Source organism: Streptomyces venezuelae ATCC 10712 (assembly GCF_008639165.1).
Lineage (GTDB): Bacteria > Actinomycetota > Actinomycetes > Streptomycetales > Streptomycetaceae > Streptomyces > Streptomyces venezuelae.
In genome coordinates this window covers 5,350,752-5,373,405 of sequence record NZ_CP029197.1, presented here as the reverse complement: position 1 = coordinate 5,373,405, position 22,654 = coordinate 5,350,752, and the positions used below count along the sequence as shown (strand labels likewise).

22 protein-coding genes are annotated in these 22,654 nt (G+C 73.9%); 12 read left to right on the top strand and 10 right to left on the bottom strand.

What is annotated here, in order from left to right:
• Positions 1-48: 48 nt before the first annotated feature.
• A complete protein-coding gene (locus tag DEJ43_RS25020; protein ID WP_015036178.1) occupies positions 49-1,158 on the bottom strand; it encodes a ferritin-like domain-containing protein in 1,110 nt (369 codons plus the stop codon).
• A gap of 248 nt (positions 1,159-1,406) precedes the next feature.
• Here DEJ43_RS25020 and DEJ43_RS25015 point away from each other — a divergent pair, with 248 nt between their 5' ends.
• The 4 genes from DEJ43_RS25015 (at position 1,407) to DEJ43_RS25000 (ending at position 5,083) form a co-directional block, all read left to right on the top strand.
• Positions 1,407-2,351 (top strand): AurF N-oxygenase family protein, encoded by a 945-nt coding sequence (locus DEJ43_RS25015; protein ID WP_015036177.1) that lies wholly within the window; start codon positions 1,407-1,409, stop codon positions 2,349-2,351.
• Positions 2,352-2,503: 152 nt separating this feature from the next.
• Complete coding sequence (locus tag DEJ43_RS25010; protein WP_041662869.1) at positions 2,504-3,226, top strand: TetR/AcrR family transcriptional regulator; 723 nt, start codon at positions 2,504-2,506, stop codon at positions 3,224-3,226.
• Between the two features lie 28 nt (positions 3,227-3,254).
• Positions 3,255-3,563, top strand: a complete 309-nt coding sequence (locus DEJ43_RS25005) for a hypothetical protein (RefSeq protein WP_015036175.1) — start codon at positions 3,255-3,257, stop codon at positions 3,561-3,563.
• Positions 3,564-3,637: 74 nt separating this feature from the next.
• Positions 3,638-5,083, top strand: a complete 1,446-nt coding sequence (locus DEJ43_RS25000; protein WP_015036174.1) for an NlpC/P60 family protein — start codon at positions 3,638-3,640, stop codon at positions 5,081-5,083.
• A 20-nt stretch (positions 5,084-5,103) separates the two neighbouring features.
• Here DEJ43_RS25000 and DEJ43_RS24995 read toward each other — a convergent pair whose 3' ends face one another.
• From DEJ43_RS24995 to DEJ43_RS24970, 6 genes are all read right to left on the bottom strand, one after another.
• Positions 5,104-5,631: a DUF6584 family protein gene (locus DEJ43_RS24995; RefSeq protein WP_015036173.1), complete on the bottom strand. Its 528-nt coding sequence runs from the start codon at positions 5,629-5,631 to the stop codon at positions 5,104-5,106.
• Between the two features lie 65 nt (positions 5,632-5,696).
• Positions 5,697-6,932, bottom strand: a complete 1,236-nt coding sequence (locus tag DEJ43_RS24990) for a styrene monooxygenase/indole monooxygenase family protein (protein WP_015036172.1) — start codon at positions 6,930-6,932, stop codon at positions 5,697-5,699.
• Positions 6,933-6,970: 38 nt separating this feature from the next.
• Positions 6,971-7,600, bottom strand: coding sequence for a GTP-binding protein (locus DEJ43_RS24985; protein ID WP_041664197.1), 630 nt, complete (start codon positions 7,598-7,600; stop codon positions 6,971-6,973).
• Between the two features lie 88 nt (positions 7,601-7,688).
• On the bottom strand, positions 7,689-8,111 hold the full coding sequence (locus DEJ43_RS24980) for a DUF742 domain-containing protein (RefSeq protein ID WP_041662867.1): 423 nt from the start codon (positions 8,109-8,111) through the stop codon (positions 7,689-7,691).
• A 5-nt stretch (positions 8,112-8,116) separates the two neighbouring features.
• Positions 8,117-8,608 carry a roadblock/LC7 domain-containing protein gene (locus tag DEJ43_RS24975; RefSeq protein WP_015036169.1) on the bottom strand — a complete coding sequence of 164 codons (492 nt, stop codon included), beginning with the start codon at positions 8,606-8,608 and terminating at the stop codon, positions 8,117-8,119.
• Positions 8,605-11,508 (bottom strand): sensor histidine kinase, encoded by a 2,904-nt coding sequence (locus DEJ43_RS24970; protein ID WP_015036168.1) that lies wholly within the window; start codon positions 11,506-11,508, stop codon positions 8,605-8,607. The genes DEJ43_RS24975 and DEJ43_RS24970 overlap by 4 nt, the downstream gene beginning before the upstream one ends.
• Positions 11,509-11,867: 359 nt before the next feature.
• On the opposite strand from DEJ43_RS24970, the gene DEJ43_RS24965 reads away from it, so the two are divergent.
• Complete coding sequence (locus DEJ43_RS24965; protein WP_041662865.1) at positions 11,868-12,659, top strand: hypothetical protein; 792 nt, start codon at positions 11,868-11,870, stop codon at positions 12,657-12,659.
• Between the two features lie 4 nt (positions 12,660-12,663).
• Here the strand turns inward: DEJ43_RS24965 and DEJ43_RS24960 are convergent, their stop codons facing one another.
• The gene (locus tag DEJ43_RS24960) at positions 12,664-13,254 is read right to left on the bottom strand and encodes a MarR family winged helix-turn-helix transcriptional regulator (protein WP_015036166.1); all 591 of its coding nucleotides are present in this window, start codon (positions 13,252-13,254) and stop codon (positions 12,664-12,666) included.
• Positions 13,255-13,520: 266 nt separating this feature from the next.
• Here DEJ43_RS24960 and DEJ43_RS24955 point away from each other — a divergent pair, with 266 nt between their 5' ends.
• A complete protein-coding gene (locus DEJ43_RS24955; protein ID WP_015036165.1) occupies positions 13,521-14,351 on the top strand; it encodes a lysozyme in 831 nt (276 codons plus the stop codon).
• A gap of 191 nt (positions 14,352-14,542) precedes the next feature.
• Positions 14,543-15,430: a lytic polysaccharide monooxygenase auxiliary activity family 9 protein gene (locus DEJ43_RS24950; RefSeq protein WP_015036164.1), complete on the top strand. Its 888-nt coding sequence runs from the start codon at positions 14,543-14,545 to the stop codon at positions 15,428-15,430.
• A 53-nt stretch (positions 15,431-15,483) separates the two neighbouring features.
• Here the strand turns inward: DEJ43_RS24950 and DEJ43_RS24945 are convergent, their stop codons facing one another.
• Both DEJ43_RS24945 and lon read right to left on the bottom strand, forming a co-directional pair.
• Positions 15,484-16,092: a DUF4240 domain-containing protein gene (locus DEJ43_RS24945; protein WP_071892500.1), complete on the bottom strand. Its 609-nt coding sequence runs from the start codon at positions 16,090-16,092 to the stop codon at positions 15,484-15,486.
• A gap of 122 nt (positions 16,093-16,214) precedes the next feature.
• Entirely contained in the window at positions 16,215-18,626 is a 2,412-nt protein-coding gene (lon, locus tag DEJ43_RS24940; RefSeq protein WP_015036162.1) for an endopeptidase La, read from the bottom strand.
• A gap of 130 nt (positions 18,627-18,756) precedes the next feature.
• Between lon and DEJ43_RS24935 the strand changes: the two genes are divergently transcribed.
• Genes DEJ43_RS24935 through DEJ43_RS24915 form a run of 5 tightly spaced genes read left to right on the top strand, consistent with a single transcriptional unit; the run spans position 18,757 to position 22,649 of the window.
• Positions 18,757-19,410 (top strand): GNAT family N-acetyltransferase, encoded by a 654-nt coding sequence (locus DEJ43_RS24935; protein WP_015036161.1) that lies wholly within the window; start codon positions 18,757-18,759, stop codon positions 19,408-19,410.
• Positions 19,411-19,454: 44 nt separating this feature from the next.
• The gene (locus DEJ43_RS24930) at positions 19,455-20,066 is read left to right on the top strand and encodes a hypothetical protein (RefSeq protein WP_015036160.1); all 612 of its coding nucleotides are present in this window, start codon (positions 19,455-19,457) and stop codon (positions 20,064-20,066) included.
• Between the two features lie 56 nt (positions 20,067-20,122).
• The gene (locus DEJ43_RS24925; protein WP_015036159.1) at positions 20,123-20,713 is read left to right on the top strand and encodes an RNA polymerase sigma factor; all 591 of its coding nucleotides are present in this window, start codon (positions 20,123-20,125) and stop codon (positions 20,711-20,713) included.
• On the top strand, positions 20,710-21,855 hold the full coding sequence (locus tag DEJ43_RS24920) for a hypothetical protein (protein WP_015036158.1): 1,146 nt from the start codon (positions 20,710-20,712) through the stop codon (positions 21,853-21,855). The genes DEJ43_RS24925 and DEJ43_RS24920 overlap by 4 nt, the downstream gene beginning before the upstream one ends.
• Positions 21,852-22,649, top strand: a complete 798-nt coding sequence (locus DEJ43_RS24915; protein ID WP_015036157.1) for an ABC transporter ATP-binding protein — start codon at positions 21,852-21,854, stop codon at positions 22,647-22,649. The genes DEJ43_RS24920 and DEJ43_RS24915 overlap by 4 nt, the downstream gene beginning before the upstream one ends.
• Positions 22,650-22,654: the final 5 nt, after the last annotated feature.

Here is a 22,654-nt window from a genome sequence, read left to right as displayed (position 1 = left end):
GGGGCCTGGTCCGGGCGCCGATCGGCCCGGTCCGGGCGTCGGTCGGGGTCAGGCCTCCGCCGCCCCGGCCGCGATCGCGTCCGCCACCTCCGTCACCCGGGCCCGCTCCTCCTTCGCGAAGCGCTCCGCGTCGAGCCGTTCCGCGATCTCCTCGTCCTGCGTCATGAGGAGGTCGAGGTTGGAGTCGCCGAGGTCGAAGACGCCCATGTCGAGGTAGGCCTTCTGGAGGCGCTCGCCCCACAGGCCGATGTCCTTGACGCAGGGGACGATCCGGCTGAAGAGCAGCTTGCGGAAGAGGTGCAGGAACTCGCTCTGCTCGGTCAGTTCCTCGGCCTCCTTGCGCGGGATGCCGAAGTTGTCCAGGACCTCGACGCCGCGCAGCCGGTCGCGCATCAGGTAGCAGCCCTCGATGACGAACTCCTCGCGCTCGCGGAGTTCGGCGTCCGACAGCTGCTTGTAGTAGTCGCGCAGCGCCATCCGGCCGAAGGCCACGTGCCGGGCCTCGTCCTGCATCACGTACGCCAGGATCTGCTTGGGCAGCGGCTTGTCGGTGGTGTCGCGGATCATGCCGAAGGCGGCGAGGGCGAGGCCTTCGATGAGGACCTGCATGCCGAGGTACGGCATGTCCCAGCGGGAGTCGCGCAGGGTGTCGTCGAGCAGGCTCCGGAGGTTGTCGTTGATCGGGTAGAGCATGCCGATCTTGTCGTGGAGGAAGCGCCCGTAGATCTCGGCGTGCCGGGCCTCGTCCATGGTCTGGGTCGCCGAGTAGAACTTGGCGTCCAGGTCGGGCACGGACTCGACGATCCGCGCGGCGCAGATCATGGCGCCCTGTTCACCGTGGAGGAACTGGCTGAACTGCCAGGAGGCGTAGTGCCGGCGCAGGTCGCCCTTGTCCTTCTCGGTCATCTTCGCCCAGTGGCGGGTGCCGTGGAGGGTCAGCACCTCGTCGGGGGTGCCGAGCGGGTCGTACGGGTCGACGTCGAGGTCCCAGTCGATCCGTGTCGCGCCGTCCCACTGCTTGTCCTTGCCCTTCTGGTAGAGGGCGAGGAGGCGCTCGCGGCCTTCCTCGTACTCCCAGGAGAAGCGGGCGGCGCCGGTGGCCGGCACCTGCCAGCCCGGGGCGGACGGGGCCGTGGTGTAGAGGTCGCGCGTCGACACTGACGCCTCCTTGGGGGGTCGGGCCTTTCCCGTGGTGCGAGTCCTCGGCCAGGCTCACACGGTGGTAGACGGATCGTCAACAAGTCGCGCACAGGGGATTGACGGTCCTACTGACGGGCAGTCTGATAAGAGGTGACCACTGGTAACCATCCACCGGTGTTCTGCCGCCGGCAGCCGTCCTCCGGTGACCGGTCACCGGCGGCCACCTCTCGATCCTCCCGACGGCGAGCCCAGCGAGGTACGCGACCATGACCCCCTTCACCGAGTCCACCGAGCCCGACTTCAGCCTCCTCCGGGACGCCCTGGGGCCGCTGCGCGACCGTGAGCAGGTCGCCGAACGGCTCCTGGAGTCCTCCCGCAAGCACTCCTACGACCCGGACACCGAACTCGACTGGGACGCGCCGTTCGAGGACGGCAAGTGGTTCTGGCCGCCCGAGCTCGTCTCCCTCTACGACACCCCGCTGTGGCGCCGGATGTCCGAGGAGCAGCGGATCACGCTCTCGCGGCACGAGGCGGCCTCGCTCGCCTCGCTCGGCGTCTGGTTCGAGATCATCCTCATGCAGCTGCTCGTCCGGCACATCTACGACAAGTCGCTGACCAGCCATCACGTGCGGTACGCGCTGACCGAGATCGCCGACGAGTGCCGGCACTCGATGATGTTCGCCCGGCTCATCCGGCAGGGCGGCACCCCCGCGTACCCGGTGCCGAGGCTCTACCACAACCTCGCCCGGCTCCTGAAGACCGTCTCCACCACCCCCGGCTCCTTCGCCGCCACGCTGCTCGGCGAGGAGATCCTCGACTGGATGCAGCGGCTCACCTTCCCCGACGAGCGGGTGCAGACCCTGGTGCGCGGGGTGACGCGCATCCACGTGGTCGAGGAGGCGCGGCACGTGCGGTACGCCCGTGAGGAACTGCGCCGCCAGATGATCACGGCACCGCGCTGGGAGCAGGAGTTCACCCGGCTGAGCTGTGGCGAGGCCGCGCGGGTCTTCTCCACCTGCTTCGTCAACCCGGCGGTGTACGAGGCGGTGGGCCTGGACCGGCGCGAGGCGGTCGCGCAGGTGCGGGCGAGCGGGCACCGGCGGGAGGTCATGCAGTCCGGCGCGCGGCGGCTGACGGACTTCCTCGACGACATCGGGGTGCTGCGGGGGCCGGGGCGTCGGCTGTGGAAGTCCTCGGGGCTGCTGGCCTGAGGGGTGACCTCGTCCGTGGGGCCCCTCCGGACCTCCTCGTCTGTGGGACCCCCTCCGGACCTCGTCCGTGGGCACCCTCCGGAGCTCGTCGAGCCGAGGGGCCCCACGGCGTCGCGGAACGCGTGCCCGCGGCGCACGGATACGCTGCGGGCATGACAGGTGCCGCCACGCCCGCGTACCGCAGGCTCAGTGTCGAGGAGCGGCGGGGGCAGCTCCTCGACGCCGCCCAGGGCCTCTTCGCCCACCAGGCGCCCGAGGACGTCTCGCTCGACGACGTCGCCGAGGCGGCCGGCGTCTCGCGCCCCCTCGTCTACCGCTACTTCCCCGGCGGCAAGCAGCAGCTGTACGAAGCCGCCCTGCGGTCCTCCGCCGACGCCCTGAACCACTGCTTCACCGAGCCGCCGGAAGGGCCGCCCACCGAGCGGCTCGGCCGGGTGCTCGACCGCTACCTGGCCTTCGTCGACGAGCACGACGCCGGGTTCAGCGCCCTGCTGCGGGGCGGCAGCGTCGCCGAGACCTCCCGGACGAGCGCGATCGTCGACGAGGTCCGGCGGGCCGCCGCCGAGCAGATCCTCGTCCACCTGGGGGTGGAGCGCCCGGGCCCCCGGCTCAACATGCTGGTCCGGACGTGGATCGCCGCCGTGGAGGCGGCCTCCCTCATCTGGCTCGACGAGGAGAAGCGGCCCCCGGCGGCGGAGCTCCGGGAGTGGCTCGTCGACCACCTCGTGGCCCTCCTCGCGGCGAGCACGGCGAGCGACGAGGAGACGGCCCGGGTCGTCGGACGGCTCCTCGCCCAGGAGACCCCCGAGGGGCCGGTGGCGCGGCTGGCCCGCCGGGTGATCCCGGTGGTCGGCCAGGCGGCCCATCTGCTGTGAGATCGCGGCCGGAGGGGACACTGGAGGGGTGAGAAGCCAGAACACGCCCTTCCGTGGCGGTCCCCTCGACGGCCGGGTCCTGCCGATCCTGCTCGGTCCGACCGGCCACCCGCCGAAGTGGTACGAGGTCCCGGTCCCGGCCCACGAGGGCCGTCCGCCGACCCTCTACACGTACCGGCGCGAGCCCGCGGGGTACACGAAGCGGCTCGGACTGCAGCGCGGCTGGGTGTACGAGTACGCCCCCGAGGGCCGCGAGCGGCGCGAGCTGAAGTGGCCGTGGTCGAAGCCGGCCACCGGCGGCGGGGGCCCCGCGAAGGGCGCTGAGCCGAACGGGTGAGGCCACCGGACGCGCCCCCATTCGTACGGTAATCGGTTGAACTGACGCGTCATCATCCCGGTGGAGGTGGTGACGTGTCACGAAGGCTGCTGCGTACGGTCTGCACGGGGGCGCTCGCCGCGGCGACCGCGCTCACCGGGGTCGCCCCGTCGGGCGCCACCACCGCGCCCCGCCCCCCGGCCGACCCCCCGGCCCCCACGGTCCCCCCGGCGCAGGCCCCCATCGCCTGGGCCGACCCCGCCGCCGAACCGGTGGGCCCGGTCGACCCCGCCGCCGACCCCGCCGAACCGGCAGGCCCCGAGCCCCAGGAACCCGACGGGGCCGCCGAGCCTGCGCGGCAGGAACCCGGCGACCCTGTCAGCCCCGGGGCCGCCGACGACGCCCCAGGCGCCAGCGTCGACGCCCCCGATCCGGTCGCCGCCGAGGCCCCCGTCCCCACTCCCCCGGCCACGGACGCGCCCGGCGAGACCGACGACGCCGCCGCCCTCCCTCCCCCCGGCGGCGACTCCGTCTCCGCGCTGCTCACCCGGATGCGGACGCTCTACCGGCAGACCGAGGAGGCCACCGAGCGGTTCAACGCCGCCGAGGAGGCCCTGAAGCTCCAGGCCCTCGACACCAAAAAGGTCACCGCCCGGCTCACCGCCGCCCGGACCGCCCTCGCGAAGGAGCGGGCCGCGGCCGGGCGGATCGCCCGGGAGCAGTACCAGGGCACGTCCGAGTTCTCCGCCTACCTGCGGCTGCTCTTCGCGCCCGACCCGCAGTCCGCCATGGAGCAGGGGCAGCTGATGGCACGCGCCTCGCGGGACCGGGCGACGGCCGTGCCCCGGCTGGAGAAGGCCGAGCGGCAGGCCGCCGACCTGGCGCGCGCGTCACGCAAGGCGCTCGACCGGCAGCAGACCCTGGCCGCCGCGCAGCGCAAGCGGCGCGACGAGGTGCGGGGCAGGCTCGCCGAGGTCGAGAAACTCCTGGCCGGGCTCTCCACGGACCAACTGGCCCGGCTCACCGAGCTGGAGCGGACCCAGACGGCGGGCGCGCAGCGCGAACTGCTCGGCTCCGGCGTCCTGGACGGCCCCCGCACGCCCTCCCGGGCGGGCGCGGAGGCCCTGCGGTTCGCGGTGGGCCAGATCGGCAAGCCGTACGAGTGGGGGGCGGAGGGCCCGGAGACGTACGACTGCTCGGGGCTCACCCAGCAGGCCTGGGCGGCGGCCGGCCGGGAGCTGCCGCGCACCAGCCAGGAGCAGTGGGCGACGCTCCCCCGGGTCCCGCTGTCCGAACTCCGCCCCGGGGACCTGGTGGTCTACTTCCCGGGCGCGACCCATGTGGCCGTCTACCTCGGCGAGGGTCTGGTGGTGCAGGCGCCGCGGCCCGGCGGGAAGGTGAAGGTGTCACCGATCGCGGCGAACCCGCTGCTCGGGGCCGTACGCCCCGATGAGGGCGGGGAGGCGCTGGCCTCGTACACTCCGCCGCCGCTGCCCGCGGGGGCGAGGGACGGCGGCGACGAGGGCTACGACCACGCCTGAACCGCCGTCGCCCCGGCGCGCTACTCGAGGAGGGACATGAGCCCGAGCACCCAGAGCGCCCCGTTCACGACGACGCCCGCCGTGATGCCGGTGCCCACGAGTACCCCGGCCACCGTCCAGCCGCGCTCCTCGGGCACCCACTCCTCGCCCCTGTCCCGCGCGGAGGAGGCGGGGTCGTCCCAGTCGACGGGCCGCCCCAGCCGCTCGGCGCAGGCGGTCCGCAGGGTCATGAGCTGCTCCTCGGCGAACGCGTTCGCCGCCAGCGCCTCGGGGCCGCGCCAGGCGAGGGCCTTCATCCGCCACCCGGGAGTCCGGTAGCGCGCCTCGAAGGCGGCGGTCTCGTCCGGGCTCCGGTCCTCTTCGAGGTACATCCAGCGCCCTGCCTCGGCCGCGTCCCCGTACAGCCGGTACACCTCGGCGAGCCGACGCCGCAGCGTCAGGTCGTGCGGAAACGAGGAGACCAGCCCGCGCAGCCGCTGACGCGCCATGGGGACCCGGCCGGCGGCGAGGTCGGCGTCCACGCGGGCAAGGGTGTGCGAGGGAGACATGCCGACATGATCGGCCACCCCAGGCGACGGATCGACCCCTTTTCCGCCACCGCCCGACCCCCGGGTCAGGCCCCCGCGACCTCCGCCAGGTACGCGTTCGTCTTCTCGGGGTCGAAGAAGAAGTTCTCGAAGTCCGCCGGGTCGTTGAAGCCGTTCGCGAAGCGGTCCGCGACCGGCTGGAGTTCGCCCGCCGCGCCGATCAGGTTCAGGACGTGCTCCGGCGGGACGCCCAGCATCGCGTTCGTCCACTTGGTGACGTGCTGGGCGGTGGTCCAGTAGCGGTCGAAGGCCGACTGCATCCACTCCTCGTCGAACGGCTTGTCGCCGTGTTCGACGATCGCCGCGAGGTAGGCGGCGGCGCACTTCGACGCCGAGTTCGAACCCTGGCCGGTGATCGGGTCGTTGGCGACGACGACGTCCGCGACGCCCAGGACCAGGCCGCCGCCGGGCAGCCGGCCGATCGGCTTGCGGACGGTCGGCGCGTACCGGCCGGCGAGCGTGCCGCCCGCGTCGGTCAGCTCGACCCGGGTGGCGCGCGCGTACTCCCAGGGCGTGAACTTCTCCATCAGCTCCAGGGTCAGCGCCAGGTGCTCGGAGGGGTCCTTCACGCCCTGGAAGACGTCGAGCGGGCCGCCGGGGACGCCCTCCCAGAAGAGGATGTCGGCGCGGCCGCCGGTCGTCAGGGTCGGCATCACGAACAGCTCGCCGACGCCGGGGACCAGGTTGCAGCGCACCGCGTCGAAGTCGGGGTGCTCGGGGCGCGGGCCGAGACCGTGGACGTACGCGACGGCCAGCGCGCGCTGCGGCTCGGCGTACGGCGAACGCGAGGCGTCCCGGCCGAACATCGAGACCAGCTCGCCCTTGCCCGCCGCCACCAGGACGAGGTCGTAGTTGCGCGAGAAGTAGTCCAGGTCGCCCACGGCCGCGCCGTGGATCACCAGCTGGCCGCCGCGCTGGGCGAAGGTCTCCATCCAGCCGGCCATCTTGACCCGCTGGTCGACGGACTGGGCGTACCCGTCGAGCTTCCCGACCCAGTCGATCGCGCGGCCCGCGTCCGGGGCGGCGACGGAGACGCCGAGGCCCTCGATCCGCGGGGCCTGGGACTCCCAGAAGTTCAGGCCGAGGTCCCGCTCGTGCTGGAGCGCGGTGTCGAACATGCACTGGGTGGACATGACCCGGCCGGAACGGATCTCGTCCGCCGTCCGGTTCGACATGAGGGTGACCTCGTACCCCTGCGACTGGAGTCCGAGGGCGAGCTGCAGACCGGACTGGCCGGCGCCGACTATGAGTATCTTCCGCATGGGTGGTGCTCCTGGCGTGACGGGGCGAGCTGAGCGATCTATTCGGGGGTGTGTTCCAGCGCGTGCGCGACCATCGCGAGCAGGCTCTCGACGACGCTGTACCGCTTGCGCGCGTCCATGATCACCACGGGCACGTGGGCGGGTACGGTCAGCGCCTCCCTGACGTCGTCCGCCTCGAACAGCTCGGTGCCCTCGAAGTGGTTGACGGCCACGATGTACGGCAGCCCGCAGCTCTCGAAGTAGTCCAGGGCCGGGAAGCAGTCCGTGAGCCGGCGCGTGTCGGCCAGCACGATCGCGCCGATCGCGCCGCGCACCAGGTCGTCCCACATGAACCAGAAGCGCTGCTGTCCCGGCGTACCGAAGACGTACAGCACCAGGTCGTTGTCGAGGGTGATCCGGCCGAAGTCCATCGCCACCGTGGTGGTGAGCTTGTCCGGGGTCGCGCTGAGGTCGTCGGTGTCCTCGCTCGCCCGGGTCATCAGCGCCTCGGTCTGCAGCGGGGTGATCTCCGAGACCGCGCGGACGAAGGTGGTCTTGCCGACGCCGAAGCCGCCCGCGACGACGATCTTCGTCGCGATCGGGGCGCGGGTGTGGTCCAGCTGCCAGTCCTGCGCGCCGTCCTCGGCGTCCGGGCCGTCGGTCCGCTCGGCGGTATCTCGGCGGAACAGATCGGTTTCGGGCGCCTGGGGCTGCGCGGGAATGCCCGCCACCGCCGGGGAGTCGGTGACGACGTCGGAGACGTCGCCGGCGGTGGCGTCAGAGACGACGGAGTCCACTCAGCACCCTTTCGAGGAGCGCGCGGTCGGGCTGGCCGGTGCCGTGACCGGTCCCGTACACACGGATCTTTCCCTGGTCGGCCAGGTCACTGAGCAGCACCCGGACGACCCCCAACGGCATCTTCAGGAGCGCCGAGATCTCCGCCACGGTCCGCATCCGGCGGCAGATCTCGACGATGGCCCGCATCTCCGGCATCAGACCCCGGGCACTGGGCCCGCCGTCCGTCAGTACCTTGCGCGCGGCGGACGCCTCGAGCGCGGCCACGAAGGTCTCGACGAGCAGGACATGGCCGAAGCGGGTCCGCCCGCCGGTCAGCGAGTACGGGCGCACGCGCGCGGGGCGGCGTCCGTCGCCCCGTACGGGCAGCCGGTGGGCGCGGGGCCCCGGGTAGGCCGACGACACTGACGTCACTGGGTGCTCTCCATCGACTTGCGCAGCTCGCTGCGGACTTCGGGGGTGAGTACGTGACCGGCGCGGCCCACGAAGAGCGCCATGTGGTACGCGACGACGCTCATGTCGCAGTCGGGCGTGGCGTGCACGCCGAGCAGCGAACCGTCGCTGATCGACATCACGAACACGCTGCCCTCCTCCATGGCCACCATCGTCTGCTTGACCCCGCCGCCGTCCATCAGGCGGGCGGCGCCGATGGTCAGGCTGCCGATGCCGGAGACGATCGTGGCCAGGTCGGCGCTGGAGCCGCGCGGCCCGTCAGGACGGCCGGCTTCGGCGGCGGCCGTCGTGCTCTGCTGGACGGCCGGGTCCGACGAGAGCAGCATCAGGCCGTCGGAGGAGACCACGGCGACCGAGCGGACCCCGGGCACCTCCTCCACCAGATTCCCCAGCAGCCATTGCAGGTTGCGGGCTTCCGTACTCAGTCCGAACGTTCCCGTCGCGGTCAACTGCGTGCCTCCTCGACTGTGTCCCCCGTCATCTCCTCTGTACGTGCAGTCCTTACGGCTTCTGTCCGCGCCGTGTCCAACTCCGCCTCCACGTCGCGGCGCCCGGCCTTGGCGCCCTGGTGGAAGCCCCCGAGGCGGCGGCGCAGGGCCTCCGCGTCCACGCCGCCCCGGCGGGGGGTGGCGGCCGGTCCGGCCGGCCGGACCACCTGCGGGGTGCGCTTGGGCAGGCCCTTGTCGGTGACCCGCTCCCACTGTGCGGTGCGCGGCCCGGGAACCGGCTGGTCGGTGACCGGCTCGGGGGCGGGGGCGGGGGGCGCGGGCTCTTCGTGCGCGAGGTCCGTGGCCACGTCCGCCGCGCGCTCGTGGGTGTCCGGCTCCGGCGGCGGGTCGGGCAGCCGGACCTGGAGGGTCGTCTCGGAGACGCTCTCGGCGGGGTACGCAAGCTCCGGCTCGGGTGCCTCGTAGGCGGGCGCCGGGTCGTACGGGGGCTCGGGCTCCGGTGCGCACGCGGGCTCGGGCTCCGGTTCCGGTACGTACGCGGGCTCCGGCTCCGGTACGTACGCGGGCTCCGGCTCCGGCGTCGGCTCCGCCGCGAGGAAGGCGCGTTCGGCCGCTTCCACCAGCGGGTCCGTGAACCCGTCCCGGTTGCGGGACGGCAGCGCGTTGGAGTTGGCCTCCGCAGCCGAGCCGGGCAGGTGGAAGGTGGGGGCCGCGCCCGGGACCCGTACCGGCTCGGTGACGGCGGTCGGCGGGGCCGTGGGCAGCAGGGGCTGCGGCAGGACCACGACGGCGGCCGTCCCGCCCGGCTTCTGCTCGCGCAGCTCGACGCGGACGCCGTGCCGGGCGGCGAGCAGGGCGATGACCCGCATGCCGAGGCCCTCGCCCTCGAACGCGGCGGGATCGGCGTCGGCCAGGCGCGCGTTGAGCTCGGCGAGCCGGGAGGCCGTCATGCCGATGCCCGAGTCCTGGACGGAGAGCATCACCTCGCCGGACTCCAGGAGCCAGCCGGAGAGCTGGACCTCGGCGTCGGGCGGCGAGAAGGAGGTGGCGTTCTCCAGGAGTTCCGCGACCAGGTGGCTCAGATCGTCCGCCGCGAAGCCGGCGACCTGCGCGTGCGGCGGCAGGGACTGGATGGTGACGCGCTCGTACCGCTCGATCTCACTGACGGCGGCGCGCAGCACGTCGACGAGCGGGACGGGTCCGGCGTGGCCGTGGACGTGCTCGTGGCCGGCGAGGACGAGGAGGTTCTCGCTGTGGCGGCGCATGACGGTCGCCATGTGGTCGAGCTTGAAGAGGGTCGCGAGGCGGTCCGGGTCCTGCTCGCGCTCCTCCAGCTTCTCGATGACGCCCAGCTGCCGCTCGACGAGGCCGAGGCTGCGCAGCGAGAGGTTGACGAAGGTGTGGTGGACGGTGCCCCTGAGCCCTTCGAGGTCGGCGGTGAGGAGCGCGACCTGCCCCTGGAGTTCGGCGCGCTGGGTGGCGAGCTCGGTGCCGAGGGTCTCCTTGGCGGCGGCCAGGTCGGCCGTCGCGTCGGCGAGCCGCTCGGTGAGCCGCTCGTTCTGCCCGGCGAGGCCGGAGAGTTTGCCGTGCAGGGTGTTGAGGGAGCGGACGACCTGGGCAAACTCGTCGTTGCGGCCGGTGAAGCGGACCGGCTCCTCCGTGTGCGGCGCGGGGGCGGCGGAGAGCCGTGCGGCGCCGATGCGGAGGACGGCGAGCGGCCGGGTGAGGGTGCGGGCGACGTAGGTGGAGATGCCGACGGCGACGAGCAGACAGCCGCCGAGGAAGGCGAGGCGCAGTTCGAGGGCGGTGACGTCGTCGTCGCGGAGCGCGCCGAGCCGTTCGACCCGCTCGGCGGCGAGGGCGGACTCGACGCCCCGCATCTGCTCGATGCGGGCGGAGAGGGCGGCCTCCAGGGCGGCCGGGTCGGTCGCCCGCTCGGTCTCCGTGAGCCGGGGCTGGTCGGTGAGGGTGGCCAGTGACCGCTCGGCGCTCTTGACGTCGGGTCCCGCGACGGTGGTGGCGAAGGAGTCGCGGGCGGCCGGTCCCGCGGCCTGGTCGAAGTCGCCGAGGGCGGCGAGTTCACGGACCCGGGCCTGCTGGGCGGCGGCGGTGAGGACGTCCCGGGCGCGCTCGGCCTCGGCGGCGCCCGCGGGCACGTCGGGGACGTAGCTGTCGGTCTCGGGGTCGTAGTGGACGTCCCCGGTGGCCTTGGGCTGGTGCACGGAGAGCGCGGCGAGGAGCAGGCCGCGGGCGGCGGAGGCCTGTTCGACGGCGCGGCCGAGGGCGGCGGGGGCGCGGGTGGCCTCGGTGAGCGAGGTGTCGGCGGCGCGGGCCGGGGTCTTGTCGGCCAGCTCCTCGGCGAGGGCCTGGAGCTTGGTGATGGCCTCCGAGTACGCCCGGTGGGCCTCGAGGGCCGTGCCCTTGGTGAGCGCGTTGCGGCGGACGGAGGGGATTCCGGCGAGGTCGCGGCGGAGCTCGGCGGAGGCGGCGGGCCTGATCTCGTCGATCTGGCGGTCGACGCGGGTGGAGCGGGTGCTGGTGATCTGGCGCTTGTGCTTGGCGTCGCCTGACTGGTTGTCGCGGCCCGCGGCGATGTAGGCGACGACCTCGTCGCGCTCGTCGGCGAGGGAGTGGGCCAGGGTGACGGCCTGCCGGTCGAGTTCGGCGAGGGTGACCAGGCGCTGGGAGTCGGTGAGTTCGGCGGAGGCGGCGAGGATCGCGGGGGCGCCGGCGGCCAGGACCGTGATGCCGACGAGGGCGACGCCGGCGACGAGGCGGTTGCGGACGCGCTTGGGCCGGCCGGCGGGCGCGGGGGCCGGGGTCGCCTCCACCGCACCGGGGGTCTGGCTCCGCGTGCCGTTCTTGCTCCGAGGCCGCTTCATCTGCACCGGTGCTCGCATTCTTGACTCGTCCGCCCACAAAGCAGAGGTGACGGCCGGTCACATGGAGCGCCCCCACCCCTGGTACGGCTTCCGACCATTCCAGCGCTTTCGGTAAGGGGGCGCGCATCGGCCGCTCCGCCACCCGAACGAGTGAACAACACTCATGAGTTGGCGAACAACTTCTCCGGACCGGTTCCGCGGGCCTCGGCGGGCCTTCGGTTGGATCTTCCGGGCGGCCTTTGGCAGGATGCCCGCCCGCAGCTTCCCGGAGGTGGCTGTTCCGCCTCTGTCCGGGCCGCCGCCGGGTTGGTACAGGCCATTTCCGGTCATTTGTAGGTCCGGTGAAGGAGATCGGGGGGCCGGGCACACTGGATGTCATGCGCAGCGACGTCGCCTCCCTCCCCGGCAGCCCCGAACGCCCCAACGAGGACTGGGCGGCCGCCGCTCTGCCCGCCTCCGGCGGCGGGGGGACCGTCGTCCTCCTCGACGGCGTCACCCCGCCCGTGGGCGACGACGGTTGTGTGCACTCCGTCCCGTGGTTCACCGCGCGACTCGGTGGGGCTTTGACCGAACTGTCCGCTTCCCGGCCGGACATGTCGCTGTCCGAGATCCTGTCGCTGGCAATCCGGCGCACCGCGGATGCCCACCGCGACACCTGTGACCTTTCTCACGTCCGTACGCCCCAGGCGACCGTGGTCCTGGCGCGCTGGGACGCCTCCTCGGTCGAGCACCTCGTCCTCTCCGACTCCGTCCTGCTCCTGGAGTCCCCGGACGGGGCGGTGCGTGCCGTGCTGGACGACCGGCTCGACCGGGTGCCGGACGAGATCCTGCGCTCGCTCGCGGCGACGGACCGGCTGCGGAACCACGAGGGCGGCTTCTTCACGGCGGCGGCCGACCCGGCGGTCGCGGTGCGGGCGGTGACCGGCTCGACCCCGCGTGCGGAGGTACGGTCCCTGGCCGCGCTCACGGACGGGGCGAGCCGCTGGGTGGAGCTGTTCGGCGAGGGCGACTGGGCGGAGTGCCTGGGCGTGCTGCGCAAGGAGGGCGCGCTCGGGCTGCTCCACCGGGTGCGGGCCCTCGAAGCGGCGGACGAGCGGGCGGGCGGGGTGCGCCGCTGGAAGCGGCACGACGACGCGACGGCGGTCTACACGGAGCTGCGGGAGGGCTGAGCGCTCAGCCCTCGGCTCTGACGTTGAAGTGGTTCAGGAGGCGGGCGAGTTCGGCGACCTCGGAGCGGTCCCAGTCGGCGAGCTTGCGCACGTACCGCTCGCGGCGGGCGTCCCGCACGTGCCGGAAGCGGTTCCGGCCCTCCTCGGTGAGCCGCACCAGCGAGGCGCGCCCGTCGGCGGGGTCGGGGTCGCGGGCGACCAGGCCGAGGTCTTCGAGGGCGCGGAGCTGGCGGCTCATGGTCGCCTTGCCGACGCCGAAGTACCCGGCGAGTTCGGTGGCCCGCTGGGGGCCGGCGTCGTCGAGGCGTACGAAGAGGCCGTAAGCGGCGGGTTCCAGCTCGGGGTGGACCTCGCGGGCCATCTCGCCGGACTGGGCGCGGGCGCGCCGCAGGAAGACGGCAAGTTCGCGTTCGAGCGCGAGGAACTCGCGGTCGACCCCGGCGGGCGGAACGTCGGCGGCGTCACCGAGGGCGGTCGGCCCGGGTTCGCCGCCGGGGGCCGGGGCGGCGGTGGGCGGCGCGGGCTCGCCGCCGGGGGTCGGGGAGGCGGTGGGCGGCGCGGCCTTGTCTTCACTTCCCGTACCGCTTGCGTGCACGTCGGCACCTCCCGCAGGTTCCCCGGCGGCCTGGCGGCGCTTTTCGCGCCACTTCCAGCCGCTGAAAGTTTCTTTCGGCCGAGGCCCATCGCCGCAGCTCCTTCAGTATTTCGCAGGCGTAGACCAACGGCGGCATCCAGGCCCCCTTCCGCCGGCCGGGTCTACGTGCGTAGCGTCGTCCCCGACGTCATCCATGACATGTCCACACCAGGACTGTCAGCCGGCACCCGACACCCCTCCCCCCTCGATCCTTTCGGAGGCACGCAATGCGTGTGCACAGATCCGGAACGACCCTCGCCGGTGCCGCACTCGCGGCCCTGACCCTCCTCCTCCCCCTCGCCGCCTCCGCCGGCGCCGCCCCGGACCCGGGGGTCCGCCCGGCGCCCGCCCGCGGCTCCGCCAGCATGGGCATGGGCGTCCTCGCGCACGACGGGCAGGGCGCCGCCCCCGGCGCCGCCTCCGCCCTGGCCGTCCAGACGGAAGGCGTGGACGTCTCCAGCCACCAGGGGAACGTCGCCTGGTCCACCCTGTGGAACAGCGGCGTCAAGTGGACCTACGTCAAGGCGACGGAGGGCACCTACTACAAGAACACCTACTTCAACCAGCAGTACACCGGCTCGTACAACGTGGGCATGATCCGGGGCACGTACCACTTCGCCACCCCGGACACGACGACGGGCGCGGCCCAGGCCGACTACTTCGTCAACAACGGCGGCGGCTGGTCGAAGGACGGCAAGACCCTGCCGGGGGTCCTCGACATCGAGTGGAACCCGTACGGCGCGACCTGCTACGGCAAGACCCAGGCCGGCATGGTGGCCTGGATCCGCGACTTCGTGAACCGGTACAAGGCGCGGACCGGCCGGGACGCCGTCATCTACACGGCGACCAGCTGGTGGACCCAGTGCACCGGCAACTCCTCCGCCTTCGCCTCGACCAACCCGCTGTGGATCGCGCGGTACGCCGCGACGGTGGGCGAACTCCCGGCCGGCTGGCAGTACTACACGATGTGGCAGTACACCTCCTCCGGCCCGACGGTCGGCGACCACAACCACTTCAACGGCGACCTGTCGCGGGTGCAGGCGCTCGCCAACGGCTGACGGCTCCCGCACGACGAGCGGCCCCCGGGTGTGCGGCACCCCGGGGGCCGCTGCGGCTTTTTCCGTCCGCTCCCTTGCCTATTGGTATGGACCAATGCGAGTCTCTACGACGATCGCCCGGGACTCAACTTCCGTTCGCTCAGCGCGCGTTGCTCGTTCCGTCCTCCCCACGCACGAGAGAGAGCCCCCGCATGCCGTCCACCCGCCGCACCGCCGCCGGCGTCGCCGCCCTGTCCGCCGCTGCTGCCCTCGTCACCCTCACCCCCACCACCGCGAGCGCCCACGGAGCCGTCTTCAACCCCGTGAGCCGGGTGGCCGCCTGTTACGCCGAGGGCCCCGAGACCCCCAAGTCGCAGGTGTGCAAGGACCTCGTCGCCGACTCCGGCACCCAGCCGCTCTACGACTGGAACGAGGTCAACATCGCCAACGCCGCCGGACAGCACCAGGCCCTCATCCCGGACGGCAAGCTCTGCTCGGCGAACCGCGAGAAGTACCGGGCCCTGGACTGGGCGCGCACCGACTGGCCCTCGACGCCGGTCACCGCGGGCTCCTTCGCCTTCAAGGTCCGGGTGACGGCCGCCCACTCCGGCACCATGACCGTCTACATCACCAAGCCGGGCTTCGACCCCACGCAGCCGCTGAAGTGGTCGGACCTGGACGCGACCCCCGTCGCCGTCCACAACACCACCCGCACCGCCACCGACGGCTACTACAACTTCACCGGCAACCTCCCCGCCCGCACCGGCCGCCACATCATCTACAAGGTGTGGCAGCGCAACGACAGCCCCGAGGCCTTCTACAGCTGCTCGGACGTCACCTTCGGCGGTACGGCGGCGGGGCAGGCCGCCAAGACCCAGGCCCAGGCCCCGACCGAGGCGAAGATCGCGGCCGGCGCGGCCCTGTCCACCGTGAGCCACGCGGGCCACGGCGGCGACGAGCAGGCCCCGGCCCTCTCCGCCGAGGCCACCGCGGCCCCCGCCTCCCCGCTGCCCATGGCGCTCGCGGGCGCGGGCGCCCTCGCCGCCTTCGGCGCGGGCAGCCTGCTCCTGGGCCGCCGCCGGAACTCCTCCGCCTCCTAGGCGCCCGGACCCGTCCGGCTCATGGGAACTCCGGGAATGCCGTCCCCGGAGCCTCAGGAGCCGGACGCGCCGAGCGGGAAGAGGGCGGCGAGCCGGGGTATCGCCATCCCCTCCGGACGAGACCCCCGGGGCGCGCCGCCCTCTTCCCACTCCCCCGCGTCGCCGGTGAGTTCGTCCGCGAGCTCCTCGGCGGCCTCCTCCACGGCGTCGAGGAACTCCTCGCCGTCGTCGTCCTCCTGGCCGGTCAGCTCGTCGAAGGCGTCCTGGGCGACGTAGTCGAGCTCCTCCCACTCCGGCCACTCGTCGTCGTCCCACTCGCCCCGGAGCCGGCCCACCAGGGCCCGTATCTCCGGGACGTCGGCCAGCGCGTCCGGGTCGGCGACCACCGACTCGTACACCTTCCGCCCCTGGCCGACCAGCCAGAGCGTGAAGTAGTGGAAGCCGTCGTCGGTGCAGCCCCCGCTCTCGATCCGGTCCGCCGCCCGCCACAGCGCGCGCGAGCCGGCGGCCTCGCACGCGTCCTCCAGGCGCACCTGGAACTCCACGCTCTCGGCGGCCGGTCGCCGGAGCAGCTCCGTGCGCAGCCACTCCAGCCGCTCGTCCCGGTCACCGGGCCGGCGGCTCAACTCGTCGATGAGAGCCCAGAAGGCGTCTTCGTTCATGCGTACGAGCATGACACCCCCGACTGACATCCGGGTGAAGAATTACCTCCGGGTACGCGGCGCCCCCGGACACGGCGGAGCGGGGCGCCCTCCGGGGGCACCCCGCTCCGGTCCCGCGTGCGTTACGCGGCCGCTCCGACCGGCACCGCGGCCGGCGCCAGCGCGATCTCCAGGACCTGCCGGACGTCGGTCACCGGGTGGACCTCCAGCTTCTCCAGGATCTCGGCCGGGACGTCGTCCAGGTCGGCCTCGTTCCGCTTGGGGATCACGACCGTGGTGATGCCCGCCCGGTGCGCGGCGAGCAGCTTCTGCTTCACGCCGCCGATCGGCAGGACCCGGCCGGTGAGGGAGACCTCTCCGGTCATGGCCACGTCCGTGCGGACCAGGCGCCCGCTCAGCAGCGAGGCGAGGGCGGTCGTCATGGTGACGCCCGCGCTCGGGCCGTCCTTGGGGACGGCGCCCGCCGGGAAGTGGATGTGCACGCCGCGGTCCTTCAGACCGGTGACGGGCAGCTCCAGTTCCGCGCCGTGCGAGCGGAGGAAGGAGAGCGCGATCTGCGCCGACTCCTTCATCACGTCGCCCAGCTGGCCGGTGAGGGTCAGTCCGGCGGCGCCGGTCTCCGGGTCGGCCAGGGAGGCCTCGACGAAGAGCACGTCGCCGCCCGCCCCGGTCACGGCGAGTCCGGTGGCGACACCGGGCACGGCCGTCCGGCGCTCGGCCGGGTCCTGGGCCGACTCCGGCACGTGGTGCGGCCGTCCGATGAGCTCGCGCAGGTCGTCCGGCGTGACCGTGAACGGCAGTTCGCGGTCCCCGAGTTCGTGCTGGGCCGCGACCTTGCGGAGCAGCCGGGAGATGGACCGCTCCAGGGTGCGGACGCCCGCCTCGCGGGTGTACTCGCCGGCCAGCTTGCGCAGGCTGGCGTCCTCGAGGACGACCTCGCCGGGCTCCAGGCCCGCGCGCTCCAGCTGCCGGGGCAGCAGGTGGTCACGGGCGATGACGACCTTCTCGTCCTCCGTGTAGCCGTCGAGCCTGACCAGCTCCATGCGGTCGAGCAGCGCCTCCGGGATGGCTTCGAGGACGTTGGCCGTGGCCAGGAAGACGACGTCGGAGAGGTCGAGTTCGACCTCCAGGTAGTGGTCGCGGAAGGTGTGGTTCTGCGCCGGGTCGAGGACTTCGAGGAGGGCCGCCGCGGGGTCGCCGCGGAAGTCGGAGCCGACCTTGTCGATCTCGTCGAGCAGGACCACCGGGTTCATGGACCCGGCCTCCTTGATGGCCCGGACGATCCGGCCGGGCAGGGCTCCGACGTAGGTCCTGCGGTGACCGCGGATCTCCGCCTCGTCCCGTACGCCGCCGAGGGCGACCCGGACGAACTCGCGTCCCATCGCGTGCGCGACGGACTCGCCGAGCGAGGTCTTGCCGACGCCGGGCGGGCCGACGAGGGCGAGGACGGCTCCGCCGCGGCGGCCGCCGACGACGCCGAGGCCGCGCTCGGCACGGCGCTTGCGGACCGCGAGGTACTCGGTGATCCGTTCCTTCACGTCGTCCAGGCCCGCGTGCTCGGCGTCGAGCACGGCGCGGGCGCCGCGGATGTCGTACCGGTCCTCGGTCCGCTCGTTCCACGGCAGTTCGAGGACGGTGTCCAGCCAGGTGCGGATCCAGGAGCCCTCGGGGGACTGGTCGCTGGACCGCTCCAGCTTCTCGACCTCCTTGAGGGCGGCCTCGCGGACCTTCTCCGGCAGGGCGGCGGCCTCCACGCGGGCCCGGTAGTCGTCGGACTCGTCGCCCTCGGCCTCGCCGTTGAGGTCGCGGAGCTCCTTGCGGACGGCTTCGAGCTGGCGGCGGAGCAGGAACTCGCGCTGCTGCTTGTCGACGCCCTCCTGGACGTCCTTGGCGATGGTCTCCGCCACGTCCTGCTCGGCGAGGTGCTCGCGGAGCTGGGCGGTGGCGAGCTTGAGACGGGCGACCGGGTCGGCGGTCTCCAGGAGCGCGACCTTCTGCTCGACGGTGAGGAAGGGGGAGTAGCCGGAGTTGTCGGCGAGGGCGCCGACGCCGTCGATCTGCTGGACGCGGTCGACGACCTGCCAGGCGCCGCGCTTCTTCAGCCAGGTGGTGGCCAGCGCCTTGTACTCCTTGACCAGGTCGGCGACCTGGCCGGGCAGCGGGTCGGGCAGGGTCTCCTCGACGGTGCTGCCCTCGACCCAGAGGGCCGCGCCGGGTCCGGTCGTACCGGCGCCGATGCGGACGCGGCCGATGCCGCGGATCAGGGCGCCGGGGTCGCCGTCGGACAGCCGTCCGACCTGCTCGACGGTGCCCAGGACGCCGGTTCCCGCGTAGGTCCCGTCGACGCGGGGCACGAGCAGCACGCGCGGCTTGCCCGTGCCGGGCCGCGCGGCGGCCTGGGCGGCCTCGACGGCGGCCCGCACGTCGGTGTCGGACAGGTCGAGCGGCACCACCATGCCGGGCAGCACGACCTCGTCGTCGAGCGGCAGCACGGGCAGAGTGAGCGGCACGGACGGCTTGGAGTCAGAAGCCATGATCTCCCCTTCGGCAGTCAAGTTGAGCTATGCCGACTCAATGCATGTGAGCCCATGAATGTTCCCGGACGGCTGTTCGCTCTGAGCGATCACTCTCGCGCGGGCCACTTTTGGCCGATGTAATGAGCGCATGGATATTGCAGCTCTTACATCGGCATGGGTGGCGGGCTGGACCGTCTCTCGGGGGACCCCGGCCGCCGTCGGCCGGCCCTGGGGGTACCGGATCGACGTGGGGCTGCCCCGGCACGTCGTCCGGCACGTCCTGCCCGCCCCCGACGCCACCACGGTCACCGCCCTCTGCACCCGGCTGACCACCCCGTACACCTGGCTCAAGATCATGGCCGGGCCCGAGGACGCGCAGCAGTGGATCACCGAGGGCTGGACGGTCCCCGACGACCCCGGCTTCATGATGATCAAGCCGCTCGACCCGGGCGCCCGGCCCGCCCCGCCCGAGGGGTACGCGCGCACCACCGAGGTCAAGGACGGTGTCATCCGGGTCCGCGTCCTCGCACCCGACGGCACCCTCGCCGCCCGCGGCCAGATCGCCCCGACCGGATCCACGGCGGTCGCCGACCAGATCGAGACCGACCCCGCGCACCGGCGGCGCGGCCTCGGCGCCAACGTCATGCGCACCCTGGAGGCGGCCGCCGCGCAGGCCGGCGCCGAGACCGGGGTGCTCGCCGCGACCACGGACGGCCTCGCGCTGTACGACTCCCTCGACTGGCGCTACCAGGGCCCGCTCACCGGCATCGTCCGGGACGGAGACCCGGCGGACCGAACCTGACCGACGGGCTGCGCGCGGCGCCCCTCACCCGGCATGCTCGGTCCATGGCGCGAGGGGTGCGGGGCGTACGGGGCGTACGCGGGAGATGGTGCGGGGCGCTGCTTCTGGCCGGGGTCCTGGTCGGCGGCGCGAGCGGCTGCGGGACGGGGGCGGAGCCCACCGGCGGCGGGACGGCGACGGGAACGAGCCGCACGGCGTCACCGGCCACGCCCGCGAGCGGGACGGCGGCCCCGGGGACGGCGACGAGCGGCCCCGCGTCACCTCCCCCGGGCGGGCCGGCCACGGCAGGCACGGGCACGGCGGAGCCCCGGCCGGGCGCGGTCCTCGTCGAGGTCGTCGTCAACGGCGGCCTCGCCGGCGTCCGCAACCAGCTCGTCATCCACTACGACGGCTCCTGGACCAGCCGTTCCGGCCGCAAACCGCCCCGCACCGGCCGGCTGACCCCCGCCGAGGCCGCCGAACTCCGCGCCGCCCTCGAGGACCCCGCGTACGCCCGGGTCCCCGAGCGGCCGACGGGCGGCCCGGTCGCCGACGGCTTCCAGTACTTCGTGACGTACCGCCACCGGCTCGTCGTCGCGGGCGACGGCGAGCGGCCGCCCGCCCTCCGGCGGGTCTTCGCCGTGCTCCCCGACGGCGGCCCCCCGACCACCCCCTGACGGGCCGTCCCCCGGAACGGAGAACCGAACCGGGGCGCCCGGGCGATAGAGAGGGCGTGAGACTGTTGCGCCCCGCAGGGGGAGGCCCCTCCGGGGGCGACGAGGACGACGACGCGGCGCTGCTCCGCGCGGTCGCCCGGGGGGACACCGAGGCGCTCGCCGTGCTGTACGACCGGCACGCCGGCTGGCTGCACGCCCGCCTCACCCGGCGCTGCCCGGACCAGGAGACCGTACGGGAAGTCCTCCAGGACACCTTCGTCACCGTCTGGCGCTCCGCCGGGGCGCACCGGGGACGGGGCGAGGCCGGCGGCTGGATCTGGGTGATCGCCGCACGGCGCCTGGTGGACGCCCAGCGGGTCCGCGCCCGGGCCGAGCGCGTCACCGTGAGCGCCGAACCGGCCGTCACCGCGCCCTCCGCCGAGGACCGGGTGCTCGCGGGCCTGGAATACGGGGAGGTGGGCGCCGCCCTCGACCGGATGTCGCCCGAGCTCGCCGAGGTCCTGCGGGCGACCGTCGTCGACGGCCTGACGACCCGCGAGACCGCCCGGCTGCTCGGGATACCCGAGGGCACCGTCAAGACCCGGGCCCTGCGCGCCCGCCGCGAGCTCCGCGCGGCTCTCGGATCGCCCCTGGGAGGCACCGCATGACGGCACCGCACGCCCCGGGAGCCCCGTGGCACGTCTCCGACGCCCTCGCGCGCCGGTACGCCGACGGGACGGCCGCCGAGACCGACGCCTGGTCCGTGGAGAAGCACGTGGAGGCCTGCGGGCGGTGCGCGGCCCGGGTCTCCGCCGCCGTACGGACCGGCGCGGCGGGCCCCACCCTGGCGGCCGTACGCACCAACCTCCTGACCACCCTGGGCCACCGTCCCGGCGCCCGCCCGGCTGGGAACCACGCCGCCACCCCGGCCGGAAGCCACCCGCGAGAACGCGGGGCGAGTCCGGCCGGACGTCCCGGCACCGGCCCGGCCGGGGACCACGCCGCCGCCCCGGCCAGGCGTCCCGGCGCCCGCCCGGCTGGGAGCCACGCCGCCACCCCGGCCGCGAGCCCGGCCAGGCGTCCCAGCACCGAGCCGGCCGGAAGCCCCACGACCACCCCGGCCGCAAGCCACCCGCCGGAGCACGTCCCAAGCCCGGCCGGGCACCCCCGTGCCCCCCGCTTCTCCCCCGCTCCCCTCTCGCGGTGGGCGCGGCTCTGGTGGGCTGTGGGGCCCGCGCTTCGGGGGGCCTGGGTGGTGGCCGTGGTGTTGGTCGTCGGGGGGGCCTTCGGGCTCGCCCACGGCGCCGGGTTCCAGGGTGCGCGGAGCCTGCTGCTCGCCCTCTCCCCCGTCCTTCCGCTCGCCGGAGTCGCCGTCTCGTACGGGCGGCACGCGGACCCCCTGTACGAGATCACCGCCGCCACCCCCTCCGGCGGGCTGCGGCTGCTGCTCACCCGTACCGCCGCCGTCCTCGCCGTGTGCGTGCCGCTGCTGACCGCGGGCGGGGCGCTGCTGCCGCCGGTGGCCGGGTTCCCGGGGGCCGCCGCCTGGCTGCTGCCCGGCCTCGCCCTGACCCTCGCCGCGCTCGCGCTCGGCAGTTTCGTCGGCTGCCGGGCGGCCGCCGTGACGCTCGGCGGCGGCTGGCTGCTCGCCGTCGCGGGCCCGCTGCTCGGCGGGCCCGCCACCAGCAGCACCCTCGTCCCGTACTTCTCCGGCCCCGCCGCACAGGGGAGCTGGGCCGCCGCCGCGCTCGCCTGCGGAGCCCTCCTCGCGCTGCGGCGCCGTTCCTTCGACCACCTGGAGCCCCGGTGAACCCCTCGACCGCCGTCGCGGTGAGCGGACTGACCGTCCGCCACCGCCGTACCGTCGCCCTCGACCGGCTCGATCTGACCCTCGGCCCCGGCGTGCACGGTCTCCTCGGCCCGAACGGGGCCGGCAAGACCTCCCTCATCAGGGTCCTCGCGACCGTCGCCGCGCCCTCCTCCGGCCGGGTGGAGCTGCTCGGCGCCGACGCCACGAGCCACCGCGAGCGCACCGCCGTACGGCGCCGGCTCGGCTATCTGCCGCAGGAGTTCGGCTACTACCCCGCCTTCACCGTGCGGGAGTTCGTGGCGTACGTCGCGTGGCTCAAGGAGGTGCCCGCCGGGCGGGTCCCCGAGGCGGTGGAGCGCGCGGTGCGGCAGGTCGGGCTCGCCGACCGGATCGACGCGCGGATGAAGACCCTGTCGGGCGGCATGGTCCGGCGCGCCGGGATCGCCCAGGCCATCGTGAACGAGCCGGAGTTGCTGCTGCTCGACGAGCCGACGGCCGGTCTCGACCCGGAGCAACGAGTGGACTTCCGTGCGCTGCTGCGGGAGTTGGGCACGGAGGCGACGGTGGTGGTCTCCACGCACCTGGTGGAGGACGTGGCCGCGGCCTGCACCGACGTCGCGCTGATCGAGTCGGGACGGCTCGCCTTCCAGGGGACGACGGCCGAACTGACTGTACTGGGAGGGGAGTCGGCCGACGGGGACGACTCCACGACGCACGCGGTCGAGCGCGGCTACACGGCCGCCCTGCGCGCCCACCGGGCCCCGGCCCGGGACGCGAAAGAGGCCCTCCGATGACCGCC